This window comes from Thiothrix nivea DSM 5205 (assembly GCF_000260135.1).
Classification (GTDB): Bacteria; Pseudomonadota; Gammaproteobacteria; order Thiotrichales; family Thiotrichaceae; genus Thiothrix; species Thiothrix nivea.
The window spans coordinates 3,707,024-3,730,260 of sequence record NZ_JH651384.1; the positions used below are offsets into that span (position 1 = coordinate 3,707,024).

General features: G+C 56.4%; 16 protein-coding genes and 1 pseudogene. 16 read left to right on the forward strand and 1 reads right to left on the reverse strand.

From position 1 onward, the window contains the following. Positions 1-61: 61 nt before the first annotated feature. From THINI_RS18500 to THINI_RS18530, 7 genes are all read left to right on the forward strand, one after another. Positions 62-466, forward strand: a complete 405-nt coding sequence (locus THINI_RS18500; protein WP_002710050.1) for a hypothetical protein — start codon at positions 62-64, stop codon at positions 464-466. Positions 467-496: 30 nt separating this feature from the next. Then, the gene (locus THINI_RS23750) at positions 497-4,948 is read left to right on the forward strand and encodes a DUF1800 domain-containing protein (RefSeq protein WP_002710051.1); all 4,452 of its coding nucleotides are present in this window, start codon (positions 497-499) and stop codon (positions 4,946-4,948) included. A gap of 14 nt (positions 4,949-4,962) precedes the next feature. Continuing rightward, positions 4,963-6,195, forward strand: coding sequence for a DUF1501 domain-containing protein (locus tag THINI_RS18510; protein ID WP_002710052.1), 1,233 nt, complete (start codon positions 4,963-4,965; stop codon positions 6,193-6,195). Between the two features lie 28 nt (positions 6,196-6,223). Next, positions 6,224-8,545 (forward strand): DNA internalization-related competence protein ComEC/Rec2, encoded by a 2,322-nt coding sequence (locus THINI_RS18515; RefSeq protein WP_002710053.1) that lies wholly within the window; start codon positions 6,224-6,226, stop codon positions 8,543-8,545. Positions 8,546-8,656: 111 nt separating this feature from the next. Next, positions 8,657-10,981: a coiled-coil domain-containing protein gene (locus THINI_RS18520; RefSeq protein WP_002710054.1), complete on the forward strand. Its 2,325-nt coding sequence runs from the start codon at positions 8,657-8,659 to the stop codon at positions 10,979-10,981. Positions 10,982-11,069: 88 nt separating this feature from the next. Further along, positions 11,070-12,743, forward strand: coding sequence for a thiamine pyrophosphate-binding protein (locus THINI_RS18525; protein ID WP_002710055.1), 1,674 nt, complete (start codon positions 11,070-11,072; stop codon positions 12,741-12,743). A 9-nt stretch (positions 12,744-12,752) separates the two neighbouring features. Then, on the forward strand, positions 12,753-14,276 hold the full coding sequence (locus tag THINI_RS18530; RefSeq protein WP_002710056.1) for a hypothetical protein: 1,524 nt from the start codon (positions 12,753-12,755) through the stop codon (positions 14,274-14,276). On the opposite strand, the gene THINI_RS18535 is transcribed toward THINI_RS18530, so the two are convergent. Further along, complete coding sequence (locus THINI_RS18535) at positions 14,261-14,998, reverse strand: sulfotransferase family protein (RefSeq protein ID WP_002710057.1); 738 nt, start codon at positions 14,996-14,998, stop codon at positions 14,261-14,263. The genes THINI_RS18530 and THINI_RS18535 overlap by 16 nt on opposite strands. 71 nt (positions 14,999-15,069) lie before the next feature. On the opposite strand from THINI_RS18535, the gene THINI_RS18540 reads away from it, so the two are divergent. The 9 genes and pseudogenes from THINI_RS18540 (at position 15,070) to THINI_RS18580 (ending at position 23,220) form a co-directional block, all read left to right on the forward strand. Next, positions 15,070-15,969 carry a DMT family transporter gene (locus THINI_RS18540; RefSeq protein ID WP_002710058.1) on the forward strand — a complete coding sequence of 300 codons (900 nt, stop codon included), beginning with the start codon at positions 15,070-15,072 and terminating at the stop codon, positions 15,967-15,969. A 783-nt stretch (positions 15,970-16,752) separates the two neighbouring features. Then, positions 16,753-16,848 (forward strand): annotated as a pseudogene (locus tag THINI_RS26745) (SEC-C metal-binding domain-containing protein); the annotation flags it as partial. A gap of 41 nt (positions 16,849-16,889) precedes the next feature. After that, positions 16,890-17,126, forward strand: a complete 237-nt coding sequence (locus THINI_RS18550) for a hypothetical protein (protein ID WP_002710060.1) — start codon at positions 16,890-16,892, stop codon at positions 17,124-17,126. Further along, positions 17,113-17,550: a PIN domain-containing protein gene (locus tag THINI_RS18555; protein ID WP_002710061.1), complete on the forward strand. Its 438-nt coding sequence runs from the start codon at positions 17,113-17,115 to the stop codon at positions 17,548-17,550. Before THINI_RS18550 ends, THINI_RS18555 begins: the two co-directional genes overlap by 14 nt. After that, positions 17,547-18,377 (forward strand): hypothetical protein, encoded by an 831-nt coding sequence (locus THINI_RS18560; protein ID WP_002710062.1) that lies wholly within the window; start codon positions 17,547-17,549, stop codon positions 18,375-18,377. Before THINI_RS18555 ends, THINI_RS18560 begins: the two co-directional genes overlap by 4 nt. Further along, the gene (locus tag THINI_RS18565) at positions 18,377-19,945 is read left to right on the forward strand and encodes a site-specific DNA-methyltransferase (RefSeq protein ID WP_002710063.1); all 1,569 of its coding nucleotides are present in this window, start codon (positions 18,377-18,379) and stop codon (positions 19,943-19,945) included. The genes THINI_RS18560 and THINI_RS18565 overlap by 1 nt, the downstream gene beginning before the upstream one ends. A gap of 31 nt (positions 19,946-19,976) precedes the next feature. Further along, the gene (locus tag THINI_RS18570; protein WP_002710064.1) at positions 19,977-20,267 is read left to right on the forward strand and encodes a nucleotidyltransferase family protein; all 291 of its coding nucleotides are present in this window, start codon (positions 19,977-19,979) and stop codon (positions 20,265-20,267) included. Next, the gene (locus tag THINI_RS18575; RefSeq protein ID WP_002710065.1) at positions 20,264-20,626 is read left to right on the forward strand and encodes a HepT-like ribonuclease domain-containing protein; all 363 of its coding nucleotides are present in this window, start codon (positions 20,264-20,266) and stop codon (positions 20,624-20,626) included. Before THINI_RS18570 ends, THINI_RS18575 begins: the two co-directional genes overlap by 4 nt. Continuing rightward, positions 20,626-23,220, forward strand: a complete 2,595-nt coding sequence (locus THINI_RS18580) for a DEAD/DEAH box helicase (protein ID WP_002710066.1) — start codon at positions 20,626-20,628, stop codon at positions 23,218-23,220. The genes THINI_RS18575 and THINI_RS18580 overlap by 1 nt, the downstream gene beginning before the upstream one ends. The last annotated feature ends 17 nt before the right edge of the window (positions 23,221-23,237 follow it).

A 23,237-nucleotide genomic window follows, 5' to 3' on the forward strand; every position in this document is an offset into this window, starting at 1 on the left:
ATTAACCCTGCTTTAATAAGATAAATCTATTTCAAATATAAACGGGCAGGGAACTCAAGCCATGACGGCTAACAAACGCCATCCATTATTGCCACTACTGTCGGTGGTATCCGTTAGCCTTGGGTTGCTGTTGGCCAGTTGCAATTCCGGCACAGTGGAGTGCCCACAGGTTCCTGAAATGGTGCAAACGGATGAGGCCACCAGCCGTCTTCAGCAGCAATTGCAACAGCAGCAGCTTGAACTGGACAAGTTGCAGGCTGCACTCAATGTCTCCGCCCAGCAATTGCAGCAAGCCCAGCAACAGTTGGCTGAAAAAAGCCAGCAAGTCGATGCGCTGACACAGGATAAACAAGCCGGGCAGGTTGCCGCCCAAAACACGGCCATTACCTCGCTGGAACAGCAACTGGCGCAACAGCAGCAGGAAATCGAACGTTTGCAGGCGGAATTAGACAACAAACCCCAATAAAAACCCCATAACAAACACGAGGGCATCCTTATGCCAAGATTGCCGCAACTCCCCATCCATAAAGTGCTGACGCGCTTCCTGTTGCTGCTAGTGTGCCTGTTACCGCTGCTGGTGCAAGCTGCCGTAACGCCAGCCCCACCCAACCTGATGGTGTTGGCGGTGGATGGGACAAAGGCGGATACGCCACTTGCCAGCTACGACGTGCATGTGCGCGAAGTCATGGCCGATGGTAGCACCGTCTGGCGTACCAAAGCCAAAACGGATGCCGATGGTCAGGTAAGTTTCGCCCTGGATGGCCTGGGGGCTGGTAAACGTTATGTACTGAATGCCAAAAGCACCCGTACCGCCCAAACCAAACAAAGCGCAATTATTGAACAAACGGGTGAGTTTACCTTCCGGGTCGGCAGCCCATTGTTAAATGCCTCGCTGGTGGATGCCGTGAGTGGTGAGCCGTTGGCGGGGGTTAGCGTGACAGCCTACCGCCAAGAGGCAGACAAATCTGTCTGGTCAGGCCAGACCACTACCGATACTGCCGGGTTGGCCGTATTTGAGATCGAAGCCTTGAGCCAGGGCGTGCCAGTCAGTTTGAAAGCCAAGGTTTTCAATGGCTTTACCGCCACCCAGACTTATGCCAAACCGGGGGATGTAATCTTTGCCCTTGGTGATACGGTTGTCACTGTGCTGGATGGTGTCAAGGCAGAACGTCCACCATTGGCCCATTATCCGCTGCAAGTGCGCGAACTGCGGGTGGATGGCAAAACCAACTGGTTTGCTGGCGTCACTACCGATGCTGTTGGGCAATTGCGCCTGAATCTGCCCGCTGACCGGCAGTTTCGCCTGGAAGGCAAAAGTACTTTCAACAACAGTAACAAAGTCAGCCAGCCCTTGCAGGCAGGGGCGCAAAATACCTTCCAGCTGGGCACGCCGTTGTTGCAGGTCAGCCTGAAAGATGCCGTATCGGGTATGTTACTCCCCAATACCATGGTCACGGCTTACCGCATCAAGGCAGATGGCACATCGGCATGGCGCACGCAAACCAGCACCGATGCGTCGGGGGTAGCCCGTTTTGATTTGCCGGAGTTGCTGGAAGGCGAACAGGCGCAATTGTTTGCCTCGCCCTATAACGTCTACCGTGCCGCCAGCCCGGTCTTCAGCCAGCCGGGCAATGTTGATTTCCCGGTGGGGGATGTGCGGGTCATGGTGATGGACAATACGCAAACACCGGCAGCCCCGCTTGCCAATCAGAGTGTTACCATTGTCGAAAAAATGGCGGATGGCAAGGAAGTATGGCGCAGCGGAACAACCACGGATGCAGATGGCCGCTTACGCCTGACCTTGTTTACGCAAGGCGCAGGTCGTGAGTACTTGTTGAAAACCAAAAGCCCGTTCAACCAGGCATGGAAAACCAGCCAAAGCATCAAGCAGGCTGGTGATTATACGTTTGCCGTTGGCAGCCAGCCGCTACCGGTAACGCTCAAGGATGTCAGCACCGGAAAAGCGTTGGCAGGCATTCAGGTGACTGCCTATCAGGTACTGGCGGATGGCAAGCTGCAATGGAAAACCCGTCAAACGACGGATGCCAACGGCAAAACCAGCTTCGACCTGCCGGAACTATCCAATGGTGGGGTCATCCGTTTGCAAGCGACTGTCTTCAACAATTTTGGCGCATGGAGCCAGGACATCACTTCGCCCGCTGCGTTTGAATTTGGCATTGGCAGCCTTCAGGTGACCGTGCGTGATGGCACGCAGGCGGAAGGGGCATTGCTGCCTAATCTGGACGTGCATATCCGTGAGAATCTGGCCGATGGCACAACCGTCTGGTTCAACAAGGCCGTCACCGATACCGATGGTAAGCTCAAGATCGACTTGCCGGGGCTGGACAGCGGGCGCACTTTCTTCCTGCAAGCCATGCACCCGGTCACCAAGCGCTACAAGAGCAGCCAGACCATCAGCACGGTTGGGGAACACACCTTCATGGTTGGCACGCGCCTGCTGACGGTCAATTTGCGCAATGCCGTCAGCCAGACGCCGCTGGCGGACAAGGATGTGACCCTGCACGAAGTGAAAGTGGTGGAAGGCAGCAGCTGGCCGTATGTCTGGACAACCTCCGCCAAAACGGATGCCAACGGGGTGGCGATACTTGACAGCGACAAGCTTTCCCAGCCCGGCTTGAGCTTCGCGGTGAGTGTGACCCCGTATAATGCCGGGCGGGTGATCAGCGCACATTTTCTTGCGCAAACTTATAGCTTGGATTTCCCGGTCGGGGCTATCCCCGTTACCTTGCTCGACAAGGATAACGGCAACGCAGTGATGCCGGACAAGCGCATTGATGCCTATGAAATCATGGCCGACGGCAAGCTGCAATGGCGCAAGAATGGCGTCACGGATGCCGCAGGGCAGGTCATTTTCGACCTTGAAACCCTGCGTAATGGCACACGCCACGTGTTCAAGGCCAGCAACCCGTTCGCCAACAACAAATACCCTTACAGCCAGATCATCACCGCAGAAGGCGCACTGGCTTTTGCCATCAGCCGCAGCGATGATGGTAAGCTCGATCTGAAACCACCGCTGGTTGAAATCCTCGCCCCCAGCAAAAACCATGTGGGCGATTTCGGCTTCGAACTCAGTGGCAAGGCCAGTGACGACAAGGCGCTGGAACGGGTTGAGGTCAAACTGGTGAGCGGCTCCCTGAGCAATACCCGCGCTGCCACACTGGACAAAACCACCGGCAACTGGAAACTGGCCGTGGGGGCAGCCGACCTGCAATCCGGGCAAGCGCTGGCCGTTACTGCCACGGCGCTGGACACCACCGGCAACGCCAGCAGTACGACCCGTCACTATCAGGTACTGGCCGACAGTGTTGCACCCAGCATCACTGTCACTTCCCACACTGACAATGAAAGCGTGCTGAAAACCGGTTTCCTGTTGCAAGGCACGGTCACGGACGACACCAGTGTCAGTAGCTTGCAAGTGACGGTCACAGATGCTTCCGGCACAGTGCTGGTCGCGCCTAAAGCCCTGAATCCGACCCCGGCAGGCGACTGGGCGTATGCGCTGGCCAACGGTATCCTCAGTCAGGATAGCCAGATCAGCGTCAGCCTGACGGCGACGGATGCTACCGGCAAGCACGGCACTTTCACCTTGGCATTGAATGTGGTGGGTAGCCACGAAGAAAGCCGCCAGTTGCTCAGCCGCACCACGTTCGGCATTACCGATGCGTTGTTGCAGGAAATCAGCCGCGACGGTGCGGCAACTTTCCTTGAACAGCAGTTGAACCCGGCTGGTATTGACGACAGCTTGTTCCAGAGCCGTTTGAGCACCACCAACCCGGTGACGCTGGTGGAGTTCCAGAGTTACACCTTGCAGCATATGATTGGCAGCCGTCGCCAATTGCAGGAAGTGATGGCCTGGTTCTGGGATAACCATTTCAACACTGATTTCCGCAAGACCGGCAACAAGTTGCTGTATGAGCTGGCGGAAAACGACGCCTTCCGTGCCAATGCCCTGGGCAATTTCCGTAGCCTGCTGGATGCCAGCGCCAAAAGCCCGGCGATGCTGTATTACCTCGACAGCGTGAAAAACGTGCGCGAGGATTCCAACGAAAACTACGCCCGCGAGTTGCTGGAGCTGCATACCGTCGGCGTGGATGGCGGTTACACCCAGAAGGAAGTCGAAGTGCTGGCGGAAGTGTTCACCGGCTGGCAGGTGCAGAATGACCGCTTCTTCTTCAATGCCGCGCAACACAACAGCAGCAACAAGGTGTTCTGGGGCAACAACATCCCGGCTGGTGGGGTGGATGAGGGCGAACGGGTATTGGACATCTTGGCGCGCCACCCATCCACTGCCCATTACATCTGTTCCAAACTGGTGACGCAGTTTGTCAGCGACCAGCTGGTCAACAGCCTGCAAGAGCGTTGTACCGAAACCTTCCTGGCGCAGGCCGCCGCCCCTGACCAGATTGCGCAGGTGCTGCGGGTGATCCTGACTTCGCCGGAGTTTTACGCCACAGCCAATATCAACAGCAAGGTCAAGACCCCGCTGGAATTCGTGGTGGCCAGCGCCCGTGCGGTGGATGCCCAGGGTACGTATGCCGACCTGCCCGCCGTTCTCAAGCGCATGGGGATGGATTTGTTCCAGTGCCCGGTGCCGACCGGTTACTCCGACACCGGTGATGACTGGGTAAGCCCGGTGGCGTTGCAGGAGCGGGTGCGCTTCGTCAACCTGCTGGCCAATGCCCGCACTGGTGTAAGCTACGTGGATACCAACCTGTTCAAGGCCAAAGGTTCGGTGACGGCGGAAAGCATTGCCAGCGACCTGCTTAACTGGACGATTGGTGGCTACTACGCCGAGCTGGAATGGCAGACCGCGCTGGAGGTGCTGAATGCTGAAGGGTCGTTTGACCCCAATGCCAGCAATGCCGATGCCCGTATCCGCGAAACCATCGGTACAGTCCTCAGTTACCCGGAATTCAACTACCAATAAGGCGGGGGAACGCTATGCAACGTCGTGATTTTCTCAAATACATGCTGGCTTCCAGTATGGGTGGGGCGTGGTTAGCCAACGGGCTGCCCGGTATCCGGGAAGCACAGGCAGCGGCTGCCCCCAAGAGCCTGATTGTGATTTTCCAGCGCGGTGGCTGTGACGGGCTGAATGTGGTCGTGCCGTATGGCGAGGATGCCTATTACCGCCTACGCCCGACCATCGCCATTGCCAAGGCGGGGCAAGCCAACGGTGCGCTGGATTTGAACGGCTTTTTTGGTTTGCATCCGGCGATGGCGGCACTGCACAAGCTTTACCAGCAGGGGGCGGTGGCGGTGTTCCCGGCAGTGCATTACCCCAATGCCAGCATGTCGCATTTCGACAGCGAGCTGTACATTGAAAGTGGCGTAGTCAACAAGAACAGCAACGGCTGGCTGAACCGCCATCTGGAGACTTCCAGCCATAGCAGCGGGATGCGCGGGGTCAGCTTCGGCACGGACATCGCCTATGCGCTGCGTGGCAATGTGCCGGTGTCAGCGTTCAGCGATCTGGCGGCCTTTGACCTGGATATGGAAACCCTTGCCGAGCGGCGCATGACCGACCGCTTGCAGACGATTTATGCCGCAAACCCACATTTGGGCGGCAGCAACGGCGTGCGTATCCAGAATGCAGGGCGTACCCTGTTTGCCGATCTGGGGTTGGTGCAGCAACTGGATGTGAAAGGCTATCAGCCTGCCAATGGCGCGGTTTACCCGGCCAATAACTTTGGCAAGCAACTACAGCAGGCGGCGCAACTGATCAAGTCCGGGGTGGGGCTGGAAGTTGCCAACATCAACCTGGGCGGTTGGGATACGCATGGTGACCAGGGCAATCATGTCGGCTATCAGGCGAATATGCTGAAAACCTTTGCTGACGGCATTGCTGCCCTGTATGCCGACTTGGGTAGCCAGATGCAGGATGTGATGATCCTGACCATGACCGAATTCGGGCGCACGGTGGACGAAAACGGCAGCAAAGGCACTGACCACGGTAATGCCTCCAGCTGGTTTGCGTTGGGCGGTGGGGTCAAGGGCGGCATTTATGGGCAATGGCCGGGGCTGGAAACGGCACAGTTGTACAAGGGGCGCTATCTGGCGCATTCGGTCGATTTCCGCGACATTTTCGGCGACATTGCCAGCAAGCACCTGCACAGCAGCAGTCTGGCCAGTTTGTTGCCGGGGTATAGCCCGGTTGCGCAAGGTTTCCTTTGAGCCTGCCCGGGTTGTTTGTTGACAGGCGATGCGCAGCTTTGCGGTAAGTTTTTTGGTCGGCACGCTGGTGCTGTGGGTGTTGCCGCGTCTGCCGGAAATGCGTGTGTTGTTTTGGGGTATGGTTGCCATGGCATTGGGTATGTTGGCAAGCATGGCTGTTTTCCGCCTGCCGTTGTGCTTGCGGTTGCCTGCCACCTTGGTGTCTGCCCTGTTGCTAGGCGCTTGCTATACCATCTGGACGGCCAGCGGGGTCAAGGCCGACTGGCTGCCGCAGGCATGGGAAGGGCAGGATGTGCTGTTGACCGGCACGGTGGCGGACGTGCCGGAACGCCGTGCTGATGGTTTACGTTTCCTGCTGGATGTGGAACAGGCCGACCGGGGCGACTATCACGGGCGTTTGCGGCTGGCGTGGTATGAGGATGCGTTGCCCGACATCCGCGCCGGTGACCGTTGGCAATTGCTGGTGCGCGGCAAACGCCCCAACGGCTTCATGAACCCCGGCAGTTTTGATTACGAACAGTGGCTGTTTAGCCAGCGGATTGGTGGCAGCGGTTATGTGCGCAAGTCAGGGCAAAACCAGCGGGTCAGCCATGGCTTGGCATTTTCCCCCAATGCCATCCGCCAGCGGGTACAGGAACGTATCCAGACAGCTCTGGGGGATTCGCCGGAAACAGGTCTGGTGCAGGGCTTGGCGGTTGCTTACCGCAGCACTATTTCCCCGCAGCAGTGGGAAACCTTGCGCAAGACCGGAACCAGCCATTTGCTGGCGATTTCCGGGTTGCACATTGGCATGGTGGCGGGCTTCGGTTTCTTGCCGGTGATGTTGGTGTGGCGCTTGTTTCCCACTCTGTATACGCGGATGCCGGTGAGGGTCGCGGGAGGCATTGTGGGTGGCGTGTTTGCCTGTGCTTATGCCTTGCTGGCGGGTTTCACCATTCCTACCCAGCGGGCGCTGGTGATGGTGTTGGTCTTGATGCTGGGGTTGCTGTGGCGGCGGCAGATACCGTTCAGCATTACGTTAGCGCTGGCCTTGTTGTTGGTGGTGCTGATTGACCCGCTGGCGAGTTTGTCTGCCGGTTTCTGGCTGTCGTTTGGCGCGGTCAGTTTGCTGGCATGGCTGGGGATGCGCCGCCATCGTCAGGGGAAAATGGCTTTCCTGTGGGTGCAACTGGCCTTGTCGTTGGGGATGTTGCCACTGACAGCCGGTTTTTTCGGCAGCGTATCGCTGGTTTCGCCCTTGGCCAATCTGTTGGCTATTCCTTACGTTACGGTATTGGTGGTTCCCCTGATTCTGCTGGGGGTGCTGTTGACGGGTATATTGCCGGGGGTGGCGGCATGGGTTTGGCAGGCTGCGGCCTTGTTGCTGCAAGGTTTGATGATGGGGCTGGATTGGCTGGCGACGTTTTCCCTGTCGTCCCTATACCTACCGTTGGTTCCCTTGCCGTGGTTGCTGCTGGCACTGGCGGGTTTCACGTTGTTGTGGCTGCCGCGCGGGATGCCGGGGCGTTGGCTGGGCATGGCGCTGATGCTGCCGCTGGCCTTGTTCCAGCCGGAAAAGCCGGAGCCGGGTGCATTCCGCCTCAGCGTGCTGGATGTGGGGCAAGGGTTGGCAAGCGTGGTGCAAACCGCCAACCATACCCTGGTGTTTGATACCGGCCCGCGGGTTTCTGACAGTTTTGATAGTGGCGAACTGGTTGTGTTGCCCTGGCTGTATGGGCAAGGTGTTAGGCAACTGGATACCTTGGTGGTTTCCCATGCTGACAATGATCACAGCGGTGGGGCAAAAGCCATCCTGGCGGCGATGCCAGTCGCCAAGGTGCTGGTGAATGCGGCGGATGTACTTACTGATCATCAAACGAATTTATGTTTATCCGGCCAGTCGTGGCATTGGGATGGGGTGGAATTCACCATGGTACACCCCAGCGGGAATTTCCCTGAGCAAAAAGAAAACAACCGTTCCTGCGTATTAAAAATAGCAAATCAGTATCATAGCGTATTATTGGCGGCGGATATTGAGCGCCCTGCAGAACAGTGGCTGGTGAAACAAGATGCGGATTTGCGCGCCGATGTGCTGTTGCTTCCCCATCATGGCAGCAAGACATCTTCCAGCCCTGCCTTCATCAAGACAGTGTCGCCACAGCTTGGCATTGTAACCAGCGGTTACCTGAACCGTTTCCATCACCCGCATCCCAGCGTTGTCCGGCGCTATGAGGCTTATGACGTTAAATTGCTGGATACCGTGGAAAGTGGAGAATTGCGGCTGGATTTTCCTGTCACCGATGCACCTTGGCGTTTGCGGGAATGGCGTAAGGCGCAGTTGCATGTCTGGAACCGTAGCTTGGAAAAGTAACGTGGCAAAACATTAATATTTATGCAAGAATCCGCTTAGTCCCCATCATCTTTTATTGCGGTCAGGGTTGTTTCATCCGTTTGCGCAGGTTGTAGTGTTCAGGAAGTCATCATGAAGCTGGAAGAAAAGGATCTCGATATTTTCAACAAACTGGATTCCAACGTCTATTTAACCCTGAATGACAAACAGGCATTGCGTGCCAGCGTTGAAGACCTTGCCCGGCGCTTGCGGGAACGCGAGCAGCGTTTGCAGGATTTCAACGGCCTGTTGCTGGAAAAGGATGGCCATATCCGGGTGCGTGACGCCCGCATCGACGAACGCGACAAGCGCATGGAAGCACTCGCCAAAGCCCTGGTTGAAAAGGAAAAGCTGCTGAACCAGCAAAACCAGTTGCTGGGTGACAAGGATAAATCCCTGCGCGCCCGTGATGACAATCTGATGGCGCGTGACCAGGCCGTGCAGCAGCGCGACACAATGCTGGAAGACCGTGAAGCCCGTCTGAAAAGCATTGAGCAAAGCCTCGCCCACTACGAAAAACTGTTGCAGGAAAAGGAACTGCAAATCCAGATGCGCGACCGCAGCCTGGAAGACAAAGACCGTTCCCTGCTGCGCATCGACCAGGCTATCCAGAGCAAGGACAAGCTGTTGCAAAGCCGCGATGACAGCATCCTCAAGAAAGACCAGCAACTGCTGGATCGTGAAGCCCTGTTGCAGGAGCGTACCCGCCAGACACTGGAACAGGAAAAAATGCTCAAGGAACGCGACAAGCACCTGAGCGAGCGTGACAACCACTTATCAGAACGCGACCGTCAGCTGGCTGCCCGCGACAGCCACATTGACCTCGCCAACCAGAACTTGCAAGCGCGTGACCGCACCGTTGCCGAGCGCGACCAGCAAATCCAGGCACGTGAATTGTTGCTGAAGGAAAAAGCCAGCCTGTTGCAGGAGCGTGACCAACGTATCGGTTTCCAGCAACAGCAAATCGAAAAGCGTGACAATACCCTGGGTTTGCGTGACCGCGAGCTGGGTGAGCGTGACCGCATTATTGCCGAGCGTGACAATGAACTGCGTTTGCGTGAAGAATCCATCCGCAGCCGTGACCAGCAGGGGCTGGATTTCCTGCAAACCATCCGTGATCTGGAAAGCCAGTTGCAGGAACGTGATTCCCAACTTAACGAGCGTGACCGGCAACTGGCGATGCGTGACGAGCGTATCAACAAGGCGGACGAGGATTTACGCGACCGCGATACCCGTCTGTCTAGCCGCGACCGTACCGTTGAGGAACGCGACGTACAGATTTCCGAACGTGACAAGCGGGTCAAGGAACGCGACATTTCCCTGCGTGAGCGCGATACCCGCATCAGTGGGCAGGATTTGCAACTGCGCGAACGCGACAAGCAGGTGCAACTGCGCGATTCCCAGTTGCAAAGCCGCGATATCACCATTGGTGAGCGTGACCACAGCATCAAGGAGCGCGATGCCCATGTCGCGCAACTGAATACGCAGATGCAGGAGCGTGATGAAACCATCCATTCGCGCGATTCGTTGCTGACGGAACGCAATGCGGCCATCATGCAACGGGATGATACTGTCCGTGAGCGTGATTTCCAGTTGACTGAGCGTGACCAGACCATCCAGCAGCGCGATACCTCCCTGAATGAGCGTGACCAGCAAATCCAGACCCTGGGTGAATACCTCAACGAGCGGGAAAGCAGCCTACAGGCACGTGACAATGAAATTGCCACCCGCGACGAGCAAATCCGCAACCTGCAACTGGATGTTAACCTGCGTGACCAGAGTATTGCCGAGCGCGATGTGCAGTTGCAAATCCGTGACCAGACCGTACAGGATCGGGATGAGTTCCTGTCAGCGCGCGAAGAAACCATTGCCGAGCGTGATGCTACCATTGCCGAACGCGACGCCCAGTTGGAACAGCGCGACCTGCACATCCAGAAAAAGGAAGAAGCGCTACAGGTACGCGATGGTCAGCTTGGCATCCGTGACGCCGAGATTGCCAACCGCGATGCCAGCCTGCAATTGCGCGATACCAGCATTGCCGAACGCGACAACCAGCTCAAGGCGCGTGATACCCAGCTCCATAACCGTGACGCGAGCTTGTACGAACGCGACCAGACCATTGTTGCCAAGGAAGCTCACATCCGCCGCCGTGACGAACGCCTTCAGGAACTGACCCTGCGTGTCCAGCACCTGGAGAACACCTTGAAAGAGCATGTCCAGCAGTTGCAGAACCGTGACGAGGCGCTGCACCAGCGTGACCTGATCATTGCCCAGCGTGACCGCCAGATCGACAAGCTCGATAAAAGCGTGGTCAAGTACAGCGCGGGCGTGCAAAGTTTTTTCATCAAGGGGGCGGTGACGGGCTTGGTTGCGGCTTTCGTGTTTGTATTGGGGTTGCGCCTACTGGCGATTATGTAAAATCCCGGCTAGGGTTCCATTCACTCCCCCATGCCGTTATCCTTCAGGGATTTTCTGCCTGAAAGGCGTAACTTGCCCTAGCACACCCATGCAAATCCAAGTCAGTGAACTCATCGTCAAATTTCTGCAAAAGCTCGGCGTCGACACCATTTTTGGTATGCCCGGTGCGCACATCCTGCCGGTCTATGACGAACTGTACGATTCCGGCATCAAAACCGTGCTGGTCAAGCACGAGCAGGGCGCGGCCTTCATGGCGGGCGGCTATGCCCGCGTCAGCGGGCGCATCGGCGCGTGTATCACCACTGCTGGGCCGGGGGCAAGCAACCTGATTACCGGCATCGCCAACGCCTACGCCGACAAGCTGCCGATGATCGTGATTACCGGCGAAGCACCGACCCACATCTTCGGGCGCGGCGGCTTGCAGGAAAGCTCGGGGGAGGGCGGCAGCATCGACCAGACCGCGCTGTTTTCCGGTGTTACCCGCTACCACAAGCTGATCGAACGCACCGACTACATCACCAATGTGCTGAGTCAGGCAGCGCGCCAGCTGGTGGCGGATGTTCCGGGGCCGGTGGTGCTGAGCATTCCGGTCAATGTGCAGAAAGAACTGGTGGATGCATCGATCCTGGAAAACCTGCCGACCCTAAAGCCGTTGCCCAAGCTGCAAATTGCGCCGCCGGTGCTGGAACAGTGCGCTGACATGATCCGCAAGGCGCGTTGCCCGGTCATTCTGGCGGGGTATGGTTGCCTGCAATCCGTCCGCGCGCGTCTCGAATTGCGCAAGTTCAGTGAGCACCTGAACATTCCGGTCGCCACCAGCCTGAAAGGCAAGGGCGCAATCGACGAACGTTCCGCACTGTCGCTGGGCAGCCTGGGCGTCACCTCCAGCGGCCACGCCATGCACTATTTCATGCAGGAAGCCGACCTCATCATCCTGCTGGGCGCGGGTTTCAACGAGCGCACCAGCTATGTGTGGAAAGCCGACCTGACCCAGGAGCGCAAGATCATCCAGGTCGACCGCAACGTGGCGCAACTGGAAAAGGTGGTGAAGGCTGACCTTGCCATCCAGTCCGACCTCGGCGATTTCCTGCACGCCCTCAACACCTGTTGTGTACCGCAGGGGATCGAACCGAAGTCGTGCCCCGATCTGGCCGCTTTCAAGCAAAAGGTTGACCAGCAGGCAGCCCAAAGCGGGCAGGTCATTTTCAACCAGAAATTCGACTTGGTGAAAAGCCTGTTCGCGCGGCTGGAACCGCATTTTGCGGAAGGCATCGTGCTGGTCGATGACAACATCATCTACGCGCAGAACTTTTACCGGGTGAAGGATGGCGACCTGTTCGTGCCCAACACCGGTGTATCGTCGTTGGGGCACGCGATTCCGGCAGCCATCGGGGCGAGATTCGTGCTCGACAAGCCGATGTTTGCCATTCTTGGTGATGGTGGTTTCCAGATGTGTTGCATGGAAATCATGACCGCTGTTAACTACAACATCCCGTTGAATATCGTGTTGTTCAACAATCAAACGTTGGGGCTGATCCGCAAGAATCAGCATCAGCAGTATGAACAACGCTTCCTCGATTGTGATTTCCAGAATCCGGATTATGCCTTGCTGGCGCAGTCGTTCGGGATCAACCATTTCCATGTTGGAAATAATGCTGATCTCCAGCGGGTGTTTGATACGGCTGATTTCCATCACGCCATCAACCTGATCGAGCTGATGGTCGACCGCGAAGCTTACCCGAATTACTCCTCCCGTCGCTAAGGGTTGCCCATGTCGGAATTTACAGAACCCACTGACCTTTTCCGCTTCATTATCAGTATCCCGGTGGCTGACCGCCCGCCACATTTGCGCCGCTGTCTGGAAAGCATCCATCAGCAAATTGAAGCCTATGGTTATGCGGGTGGCCTAACGGTGGTGGTGGCCGAAGATAGCCGCGACCCTCACTGTATTGGGCAACACAAGGCAACAGTCGCGGAGTATTGCGGCAAGGGCATGGATGTCATCCATTTCGGCTTGCCGGAACAGTATCAGGTGTTGCAAAGCGTTCCCGCCGAACAGCGCCAGCATCTAGGCAGGCTGTTGACGACGCAACCGGCGGAGCGCTTTTACCGGAAGGGGCAGGCGGCCAACCGCAACCTCAGCTACCTGAAAATGCTGGAGATGACCAAAAACCGGGAAGGCACGCTGTATTATCTGGTGGATAGCGACCAGCTTTTCCTGCCAGAAATCGACTATTTCAACCACATCAACCAGATTTTCCAGACGACGGATACGCTAATGTTGACCGGCAAATTGGTGGGGGATCCGCCAGTGTCGCCTGCGGTAATGGCAGCCAATTTTCTGGGTGATGTGGGCGCTTTTTTGCATGAAATCGGTGGGTATGCGCCGTTGAGTGAATGCAGTTTTCACCGTGGTGATACGCCGTTGCCGGGTGATGCTGCTTATCATGATATGGCGAAAATGTTCGGCTTCGAGCAGCAGGTAGACTATTTCGATTACCGTTGCCCGTTGACAGGGGTGCATAATCACGCGGATTGTCTGGATACGTTTGCGGAGCGTTTGCAGGCGTTCTTTTTCGGTGAACACCTGACCCGTAAGACGGCGTATCAGGACGACGGTAAGCCAACCGTGCTTTCCCCGGCGCGGACAATTTACCCCGGTAATTACATCGTCAATTTCGATGGGTTGAAATACATTATCCCGTTTGGGCATTTGCGGCTGCGTATGTCCGGCCCGACGGCGGGGCGGCTGATTCAGGCCGAAATCGGTGCGCGTTTCGCTGCGGCGAATATGCCGATGCTGCATCGGCGTACTACCGAAGATGCCAAGGACGATTTCCGCCCCGGCGTGGAACAGCAGCTGGGTGCGGCTATCGACATTGCCGACGAATTCGAGCGCCAGTTTTTCGGCGATCTGATGCTGTTTTCGGTGGTGGAATGGCTCAAGCATTACACCCTCGACCAGTTGACGGATGCCGCCTTGCTGCAACAGGTGGTAGGCAAGGTGGAACGCGACATGTTGGCTCTATATCAGGCCAAGCATGAAGCGGTGAATGCCCATGCGCCCGAGTTGGAACAGTGGGTGCAGCGGGAACAGCATTGGTGGCACGGTAAGCCAGCCATGCGTGACGTGTTGGCATTCCTGCGCAATATCGAATGGAATTTCAGTGATGGGTCGCAGGCATGGCAGCAAATCCAGTCGGCAACGCATCGGGCAGGGCGCAAGGCGCAGATTATCGATGCGCTGCTGCATTACCGGCAGGAACGGGATGCCTGGGATCAGTTGTTTGCGTAGGTGGCAGCTCTCGCGTTCCGTATCAGTTGCTCACGACATTCCTGATACGCCTGTTCTGCCTGCTGCAACAAACTGTCTTCCAGCGTGACGCCGGAAAAATCTTCGACGGCATTTTTGATGATAGTGCCGCTATTGATGGCTTCTGATGTGTCGCCTGCACCAGCTACACCGGTTTTGGCAAAGCGCTGGTATTGCTCTGACAGTGGCGTATCCAGTTGCAACCAGTCTGCCAGGCTTTGCAGCAAGCCAGCTGTATCCGTACACACCAGCTCAGTGTCGAAATAGTAATAGCGTTGTGGGTGCTGGCGGGCAAATTCAATGAGTTTTTCCATCCGCCCGACATAATATCCGGTAGCTTCTACGGGGTAAGAATAGGGGGCGTCAGTATTCTTTTCCCGGAACAGCTTGAGGATGCTCTTGATGGTTTCCTCCGGTTTGCGCAGGGCCAGCAGCACACAGGCGTTTTCCAGCCCCGGCAGTGCCAGGTCAGGCTCGTAGCCGTTGTGCAGCAGTTTATCAAACAGGAAACGGCTGCCGGGTTTGAAACGGTCGTGCTGCGCGTAGCGTTGTTCCTGCCGTGCCAGGGATTTCGCCGTGTTATAGCTGATGTGTATTTCGTAATAGCCATTGATCTGCGGATGCGAGCCGAGGATGTGGCCGATCAGGCTGGAGTAGGCGCGCATGTGGCTGAGCAGGAAAATTCTTTGGTAGGGCTGTGGCATGTTCTGGTTCCCGCTGTGCGAATGTTGCGTTGCATGATAGTCTGCTGTCCCGACCCTGTAAAACCTGTGTTATGACCACTACTTTTCTTGACCGTTTTTCCCCCTACCTGTTGCTGGTGCTGACCGTGTTGTTCTGGTCGGGCAATTTCAATCTGGCGCGGGCGGTACATGCGGATATTCCGCCACTGGCGCTGTCATTTTGGCGCTGGGCGACGGCGGGGCTGATCCTGTTGCCGTTTGCGGGGCAACCGATGCGGCAGGCGTTGCCGTTGTTGCGGGCGCATTGGCGGCTGGTGGGGGCGTTGGCCTTGCTGGGCGTGGCCGGTTTCAACAGTCTGGTGTATGAGGGCTTGCAGACCACGACGGCGACCAATGGGGTACTGATCCAGACCATTACGCCGGTGTTGACCGTGTTGTTGGCGAGTGCATTGCTACGTGAGCACAGCAGTTTGCGGCAATGGCTGGGGGTGGGGTTGTCGTTGCTGGGGGTGTTGGTCATCATTTCCCATGCGGATGTGGGAATCCTGCAGCGGATGGATTTTACTTCCGGCGACCTGTGGATGCTGGCGGCGGCGCTGGATTGGGCGTTTTACACCGTGTTGTTGCGCAAGTTGCCGGAGGGGTTGAAAGGCTTGCCGATCCTCGGTTTTACCGTGCTGCTGGGTGCGTTGGCTATCCTGCCGTTGTATGTGCATGAAAGCCTGACTTTCCACATCATGCCGGTAACGTTGGTCAGCATGGGGAGCGTGCTGTATGTGGCGGTGTTCCCGTCGTTGCTGTCGTATCTGTTCTGGAACCATGCGACCCAGCAGCTGGGTGCGGGGCGTACCGGGCAGTTCAGCTACCTGTTGCCGGTGTTCGGAATTTTACTGGCAGTGGCGTTTCTGGGGGAACGCTTGCACCTGTTCCATGTGGCGGGGATGGCGCTGGTGGCCGTCGGGTTGCTGTTGACCAACTGGCAGCGCAAGTGAGGGCGCGATTCGGGCGCTGTTTTGCTATGCTCGACAGTAACGAAAGGAGTGATTATGGATAAGCAAACCATTATTAATATTTTGACCCCATTGGGTGAGCCGCAGGATAGCCGCCGGTGGGGCAATTATCTGGCACATGGTTTTTCAGCTGACGATGCGCCTACGTTGGTAGAACTGATTGAGGATGACAGCTTCGTCGAAAGCGACGGGGATGAGATCTGGGTTCCCCTTCATGCGTGGCGGGCGCTGAGCCAGTTGATGCCAGCGGGTCTGGAGGAATTGCTGAAGGTGTTGGTCGTTCTGACCACCGATGACTGGGCAATGGATGAAATCCCTATCGTGCTGGCGGCTGCCGGGAAAGCGGGTATCGAACCCTTGGCGGCATTTGTGCTGGATGACGAACATGACGAGCTTGCCCGCATGATTGCCGTGGAAGGGCTGGGTGAAATGGGCAAGCAGCCTGCTTTACGGGAGCGGGCAGTAGCGCAGCTGGCGCATTGCATGAAAACCCTGAGTGAGGGAAATGCTGCTATACGCGGCATGACTATCGCCCAGTTGATCAGCCTGAAGGCGGCAGAAACGGTAGATGCCATTCGTGAGGTTTACGCTGCCGGGGATGTAGATTGGAGTATCTGCGGTGATATGGAGGATGTGGAACTGGGGCTGGGTTTACGCAGCCAGCGGGATACACCGCGCCCCAATTACCATGCCGATATGTTTCCAGACGGATTTCTGGATGGTTTCATGGATGACGATGATGATCTGGAGGATGATGAACCTGCTATCCCACAGGTTATCCGCACTGAACCCAAAGTCGGGCGCAATGACCCTTGCCCATGTGGTAGCGGCAAGAAGTACAAGAAATGTTGTATGCCCTGATTTCGTGTACACTGGTTTCGTGTTTTTGAGGAAGGCATGACATGCGTAACATTACCCTGAGTGCTGATGACGACCTGATCGAACGGGCGCGTGAAAAGGCACGGCAGCAAAAAACCACCCTGAATAATGAATTCCGCAAATGGTTGAGCCAGTACACCAGTAACCGTTCCGAGGCACAGCGCCGAGTGCAGGCGTATCGTGAGCTGATGCAGGAATTGTCCGGGGTATCCAGCGGTGGCCGGAAGTTCAGCCGGGATGAAATGAATGAGCGGCGCTGAGTTTTTTCTGGATACCAACACGCTGATTTATACCTTCGACAAGACAGCCCCTGAAAAACAGGTGAAAGCGGTGCAGTTACTGGAGCTGGCTTTGTCAGGCAAGGGGTGTATCAGCTTTCAGGTGATTCAGGAGTTTCTGAATCTGGCATTGCGTAAGTTTGATCCACCGATGACCGAAGTGCAGGCGAAACGCTATTTGCAGACTACGTTGGAGCCTTTATGCAGGGTGTTTGCTGATGTGGCGTTGTATGAGCAGGCATTGACAGTACGGGAGCGCTGGCGTTTCAGTTTTTATGATTCGCTGATTGTGGCGGCGGCGCTGGAGGCGGGTTGCAGCATTTTGTACAGCGAAGATCTGCAACATGGTCAGAAGATTGAAAATCTGACGGTGATTAATCCGTTCATGGAAGGAATCCAGTCATGAAACTATCCAAGGAAGACGCTGACCTGTTTTTCAGGCTGATGTGGGAGTTGCAGTTTTTTGTCAAGGAACAACTGGGGATGTTGCCCGAAGTCCGCGATACGGCCAGTTACAAGGAAGGTTGCAGCTTTGAGGAAAAGGCGCAGGTCAGGGATGCCCTGTATGATAACCCGCAATTTATCAGGAAGTTTACGCAGGAAAATCCGTCAGGGTTGAGTGCCGAAGAGCTTGCTATTGTCTCGGGCTGGCAGCGTTTTTTGCGGGGCAGTTTTTTCATTGAGCGTCTTTTGAAAAAATACGCGGTGTTCATTCCGATGGAGGGCGGTGACAATCAGGTGTATGGCGTGGTGGGGCTGTATCAGGAACTGGATGAAATTGTCCACCCTTCGCAATTGCCGACAGCGGTACAGGCCGTGTTGCTGCCGTTCAAGGGAAAAATCATCTACGACGGCATGTTCCGGGGTTATAACGTCTATTTTGGCGGAAACTACACTGCCGATCTCAAGGAACGTTATCTGGTTGCCAAGCAGAATAACCGCATCGTGGAAAGTCTGGATGCTAAACCTGCCAGAAAGCCTGCCAAGCCGAAAGTCCTGCATGACTGGCAGCCACAAATCCGTTCCCTACAGGAGCAGGCGAAGGATTTGAAAGCGGGTAATGCCTACCCGGCCTTGTATGCGCCGACCTTCGCGCTGGTGAAAGCCAGTCTGGATTTTGCGGAAGGCGCGACAGACGCCAAACCCGATCTGGATGCGCTCTACAAGTTGCTGAACAAGGTGGATAGGGAAATGCGCAAGGCATTCAAGGTCTTGTATCGGGAAGAGAGTTAATGCCCCTGCTTGACTGGCTGAACAAGCCCGAATCCCTCCGCACGGCTGCCCGCGTGCCGTACCGCCTACTCGAAGGAGTGCCTGAACTCGGCTATGGCGAGACGCCCAACCACAACCTGCTGATTCAGGGCGACAACCTGGAGGCGCTCAAAGCCTTGTTGCCCTTGTATGCGGGGCGGGTGAAATGCATCTACATCGACCCGCCGTACAACACGCGCTCCGCGTTTGAGCATTACGACGACAACCTCGAACACAGCCAATGGCTGTCGATGATGTACCCGCGCCTTGAACTCCTGCGCGAACTGCTCGCCGAAGACGGCAGCCTGTGGGTGTCCATCGACGACAACGAAGGCCACTACCTCAAAGTCATGCTCGACGAAATCTTTGGAAGGCGAAATTTCATTCTCGATATTGCGTGGCAAAAGCGTGATGGCGCACCCAATGACCGGACAATTGCCTCAATTCATGAGCATATTCTGGTTTGGGGTAAATCCATTTTGCAGGGTAAAAACAACGAAAAGACAGCGGCGGAAATTAACTTCAACCTGATGCCGAGAACAGACAAAGCGGATTCCCAGTATCGTGTGTTTGATGAACCCAATGGCCCAGACCCTAACGGCCCATTCCGCAAGATTGATACAACTGCCAATGGAAAGGGAGGGCGTATGGTCGATAGTTTGGTGTATCCGATTAAAAACCCTTACACAGGTGAAGAGGTTTGGCCGCGTAAAGGCACTTGCTGGCGACACAAGAGAGAAGAAATGGAGCGGTTGCAGCAAGAAGGGCGTTTGTACTGGGGAGTAAAAGGTACTGCGACTACCCCGATGAGGAAGTTGTATGTCTCTGAAGCAAAACAGGGCATGACGACACCCTCCATGTGGTCTGGTTTGGCTTTGAATCAACACGCTTCCAGAGAAATCGAGCTGCTATTCGGTGAAAAGGCTTCGTTTGAAACACCCAAACCGGAAGGCTTGATTGAGCGGATTTTGCATATTGCGACGAATTCGGGGGATTGGGTGCTGGATTCGTTTCTGGGGTCGGGGACGACCGCAGCGGTGGCGCACAAGATGGGGCGGCACTACATCGGCGTGGAAATGGGCGACCATGCCGTGACCCATTGCCAGCCGCGCCTGCAAAAAGTGGTGGACGGCGAACAGGGCGGCATTTCCAAAGCCGTCAACTGGCAGGGCGGCGGCGGCTTCACCTTCTGCCGCCTCGGCGCAACCGTCTTCGACGCATTTGGCATGATAGACAAAGCCATCTGCTTCCCCACGCTCGCGGCCTACCTCTGGTATCTGGAAACCCGCACCCCGTGGATCGCCCCGCAATCGCTTTCCCCGCTGCTCGGCATCCACGACGGCACGGCCTATTACCTGCTGTACAACGGCATCCTCGGCGACCGCCGCCCGCAAGGCGGCAACGTCCTCACCCAGAACGTGCTGGACGGATTACCGAAGCATGAAGGCAAGCGCGTTGTTTACGGCGAAACCAGCCGCTTCGGCGCCGGAAGGCTGGCGGCGGAAGGGATCGTATTCAAGCAGATACCGTATGATGTGCGGGTGGGGTGATCTGGTACAATCTGATAGATGAGGTTTTCATATGACGCTATTAGATACATTGAAAGAACACAGCGGACGTATCCGCGCAATGGTCGAATCTCACCGCGCTTGCAATCCGCGTGTGTTTGGTTCAGTACTGCATGGGGAAGAGACGGATGCCAGCGACATCGACATTCTGGTGGAGCCTTTGCCCACCATGTCATTGTTTGACCTTGGTGCAATCCAATACGAGCTTTCCGAATTGCTGGGCAAACGGGTGGATGTACTAACGCCAGAGGCGCTGCCTGACAAATTCCGCCAGCAGGTCATGCAGGAAGCTGCTGCCTTATGAGTCTTAACGAACTGCGCCTGATTGATTACCTCGAACACATCGCCGAAGCGTCCTGCAATATCGGCGAATATCTCGCGGATATGGATTACCCCGCCTTCCTGACACATAAAATGGCGCGGGATGCCGTAATCCGCAATTTCGAGATCATTGGCGAAGCAGCTAAAAACATCTTTCAGCGTTTCCCCGAAGTGACCGAACAACATAGCGAAATTCCGTGGCGAGCTTTGTACGGTATGCGAAATGCTCTTAGTCATGGTTATTTCAAGGTTGATCTGGAACGGGTTTGGCAAACGGCAGAACGTGACCTTCCAGCTTTGCACGCCCAAATTTCACAATTGCTGGCAGAGCTACAAGCCTGATGTTCGAGCTGAAAAACTACCAGAAAGAAACGCTGCAAACCCTGCGCGAGTTCCTCGAAGAAGCCCGCCTGATGCCGGTGGAAGAAGCGTTCACCCGCGCTCAGCAACGCCAGAACCGCCCGCCGCTGCCCTACCTGCACCACGCTTTCGGGCAGGTTCCGTATGTGTGTTTGCGCCTGCCCACCGGGGGCGGCAAAACCGTGCTGGCGTCCTACACCGTTGGCGTGGCGAAACGCGCCTATCTGGAGCAGGATTTCCCCATCGTATTGTGGCTGGTTCCCACCAACACGATCCGCGAACAAACGCTGGAAGCCTTGCAGAAACCCGGACACCCCTACCGCACCGCGCTGGAAGATGAATTCGGCGTCGACCGCCTGCTGGTGCTGGACATCGGCGACGTCACCCGCATCCGCAAGCAGGACATCGGCGCGAAAGCCATCGTGGTGGTTGGCACGCTTGCCACCCTGCGCGTCGAAGACACCAGCGGGCGCAAGGTCTACGCCTATCACGAGGATTTCGAGCCGCATTTTGCCGGTGTTAATCCGCACGACGAACGCCTGGAAAAAGTCACCGAAGCCGACCTCAAGCCCAACGGCCTGACCGCCGCCACGCTGGACAAGATCAAGTATTCCTTCGCCAACCTGCTGGCGCTCAAACAGCCGCTGGTGATCATGGACGAGGCGCATAATGCCCGCACCAAACTGACCTTCGACACGCTTAAACGCATTCACCCCGCCTGTGTGGTCGAATTCACTGCCACGCCGGATACCAGCCACGACTCTGCTTCCAACGTACTGCACCACGTTTCCGCCTCGCAATTGAAAGCCGCCAACATGATCAAGCTGCCGATCATGCTCAGCGAACACAACGAGTGGGAAGGCGCAGTGCGTGATGCCGTGTTGACCCGCAAACAACTGGCGCAGGAGGCGGTGAAATCCGGCGATTCCATCCGCCCGCTGGTGTTGTTTCAGGCCGAAAACAAAAGCGGCGAAGTCACCCATGAAGTGCTGAAAAACTTCCTGACCGAACAGCTAGGGGTGGAGCCGCAGCAAATCGCCGTCGTCACCGGCAGCCAGCGCGAACTCGATGGTATCAACCTGTTCGACCCTGCCTGCCCGATTGAATACATCATCACCGTGGAGGCATTGAAAGAGGGTTGGGATTGCTCCTTCGCCTACGTGTTCTGCTCAGTTAAGGACGTGAAGTCCGCCAAGGATGCCGAACAATTGCTGGGGCGCGTGTTGCGGATGCCGTATGCGCAACGCCGCAGCAACGAAGCGCTCAACCGCGCCTACGCGCATCTGGTTTCCCCCAATTTCGCCAAAGCTGCCGCCATGCTGACCGACAAGATGGTGCAGGGCATGGGGTTCGACCCGCTGGAAATTCCGCAACATTTGCAGCATGGCAGCCAATACAGTCTGTTTGATGGTAATCCTGAACAGCCTAAACCCGCAGTAGCGGAGGAACGCAGTGAATTCACCCTCAGCAACGGCGAAACCTTTGCTGCTTGTGGCCTGATCGATGAATCCACCGAAAAGCTGATCCTGCAAGGCTTCAGCGGCAAGCAAAAAACCGAAGTCCAGCAACAGGTGCAACAGCACAACCTGCGGGCGAAAGCGCGGCTTGCGCCTGCCGAACGAGGGGAAATCTTCGCTTCTTTGCCCCTGCTGTGCGTGCGCGAAGAAAACCAGCTTCACCTGCTGGAGCCGGAATCCTTCCTCTACACTAGGGGCGTCTGGTCACTGCTGGATTTCCCGCTGGAACTACCGCAGTTTGAGATTCGTGAATCCGGGCGCACGTTCGAGGTATTTCTGCAAGGCGGGCACGTCAGCTACAAGCTGGCTGAACGCGATGAAACGCCCAACCTCAACCTGATCGAACTCGACATCAACCAAACTGTGCTGGTGCGCTGGCTTGACCGCGAAGTACGGCAGGCGGATGTCAGCCCCACCGAGATGATCCGCTGGCTGGTGCAACTGGTCGGGCATCTGACGGCTGAGCGTGGCTTTTCCCTCACCGCGCTGGTGCGCAGCAAGTTCCTGCTGGCACGCGCCATCAAAGACCGTATCGCCTTCTGCCGTAACAAAGCGGCGGAGCAAGGTTTCCGGCACTGGCTGTTTGAGGATGCCAGCCTGTTGGGCGTGTCTGAAACGTACCGCTACGCATTCAAGCCCGGCCTGTATCCGGCGCGGATACCGTATTACCGGGGCAAATATACGTTCAGCAAACATTACTACCCGGTGATCGAAGACCTGAGCGCCAGCGGTGAGGAGTTTTCTTGCGCGCAAGCACTGGATCAGCACCCCAGGGTCAAACACTGGGTACGTAATCTGGTCAACCGGGAATCAGCATCATTCCGGCTGCCTGTGGCGCATGGCTATTTTTACCCTGATTTCATCGCCGAATTGCGGGATGGGCGCACTCTGGTAGTGGAATACAAAGGCGCACATCTGGAAACCGCTGATGATGCCCGTGAAAAAGCCGCAGTTGGGCAGATTTGGGCGGCCAAGAGTCACAACCTGTTCCTGCTGGCGCTGGCGCAAGACCCACACGGCAGGGATGTTTACCAGCAACTGGATAATCTGCTGAATTAATGGTCTTTAAATTTACT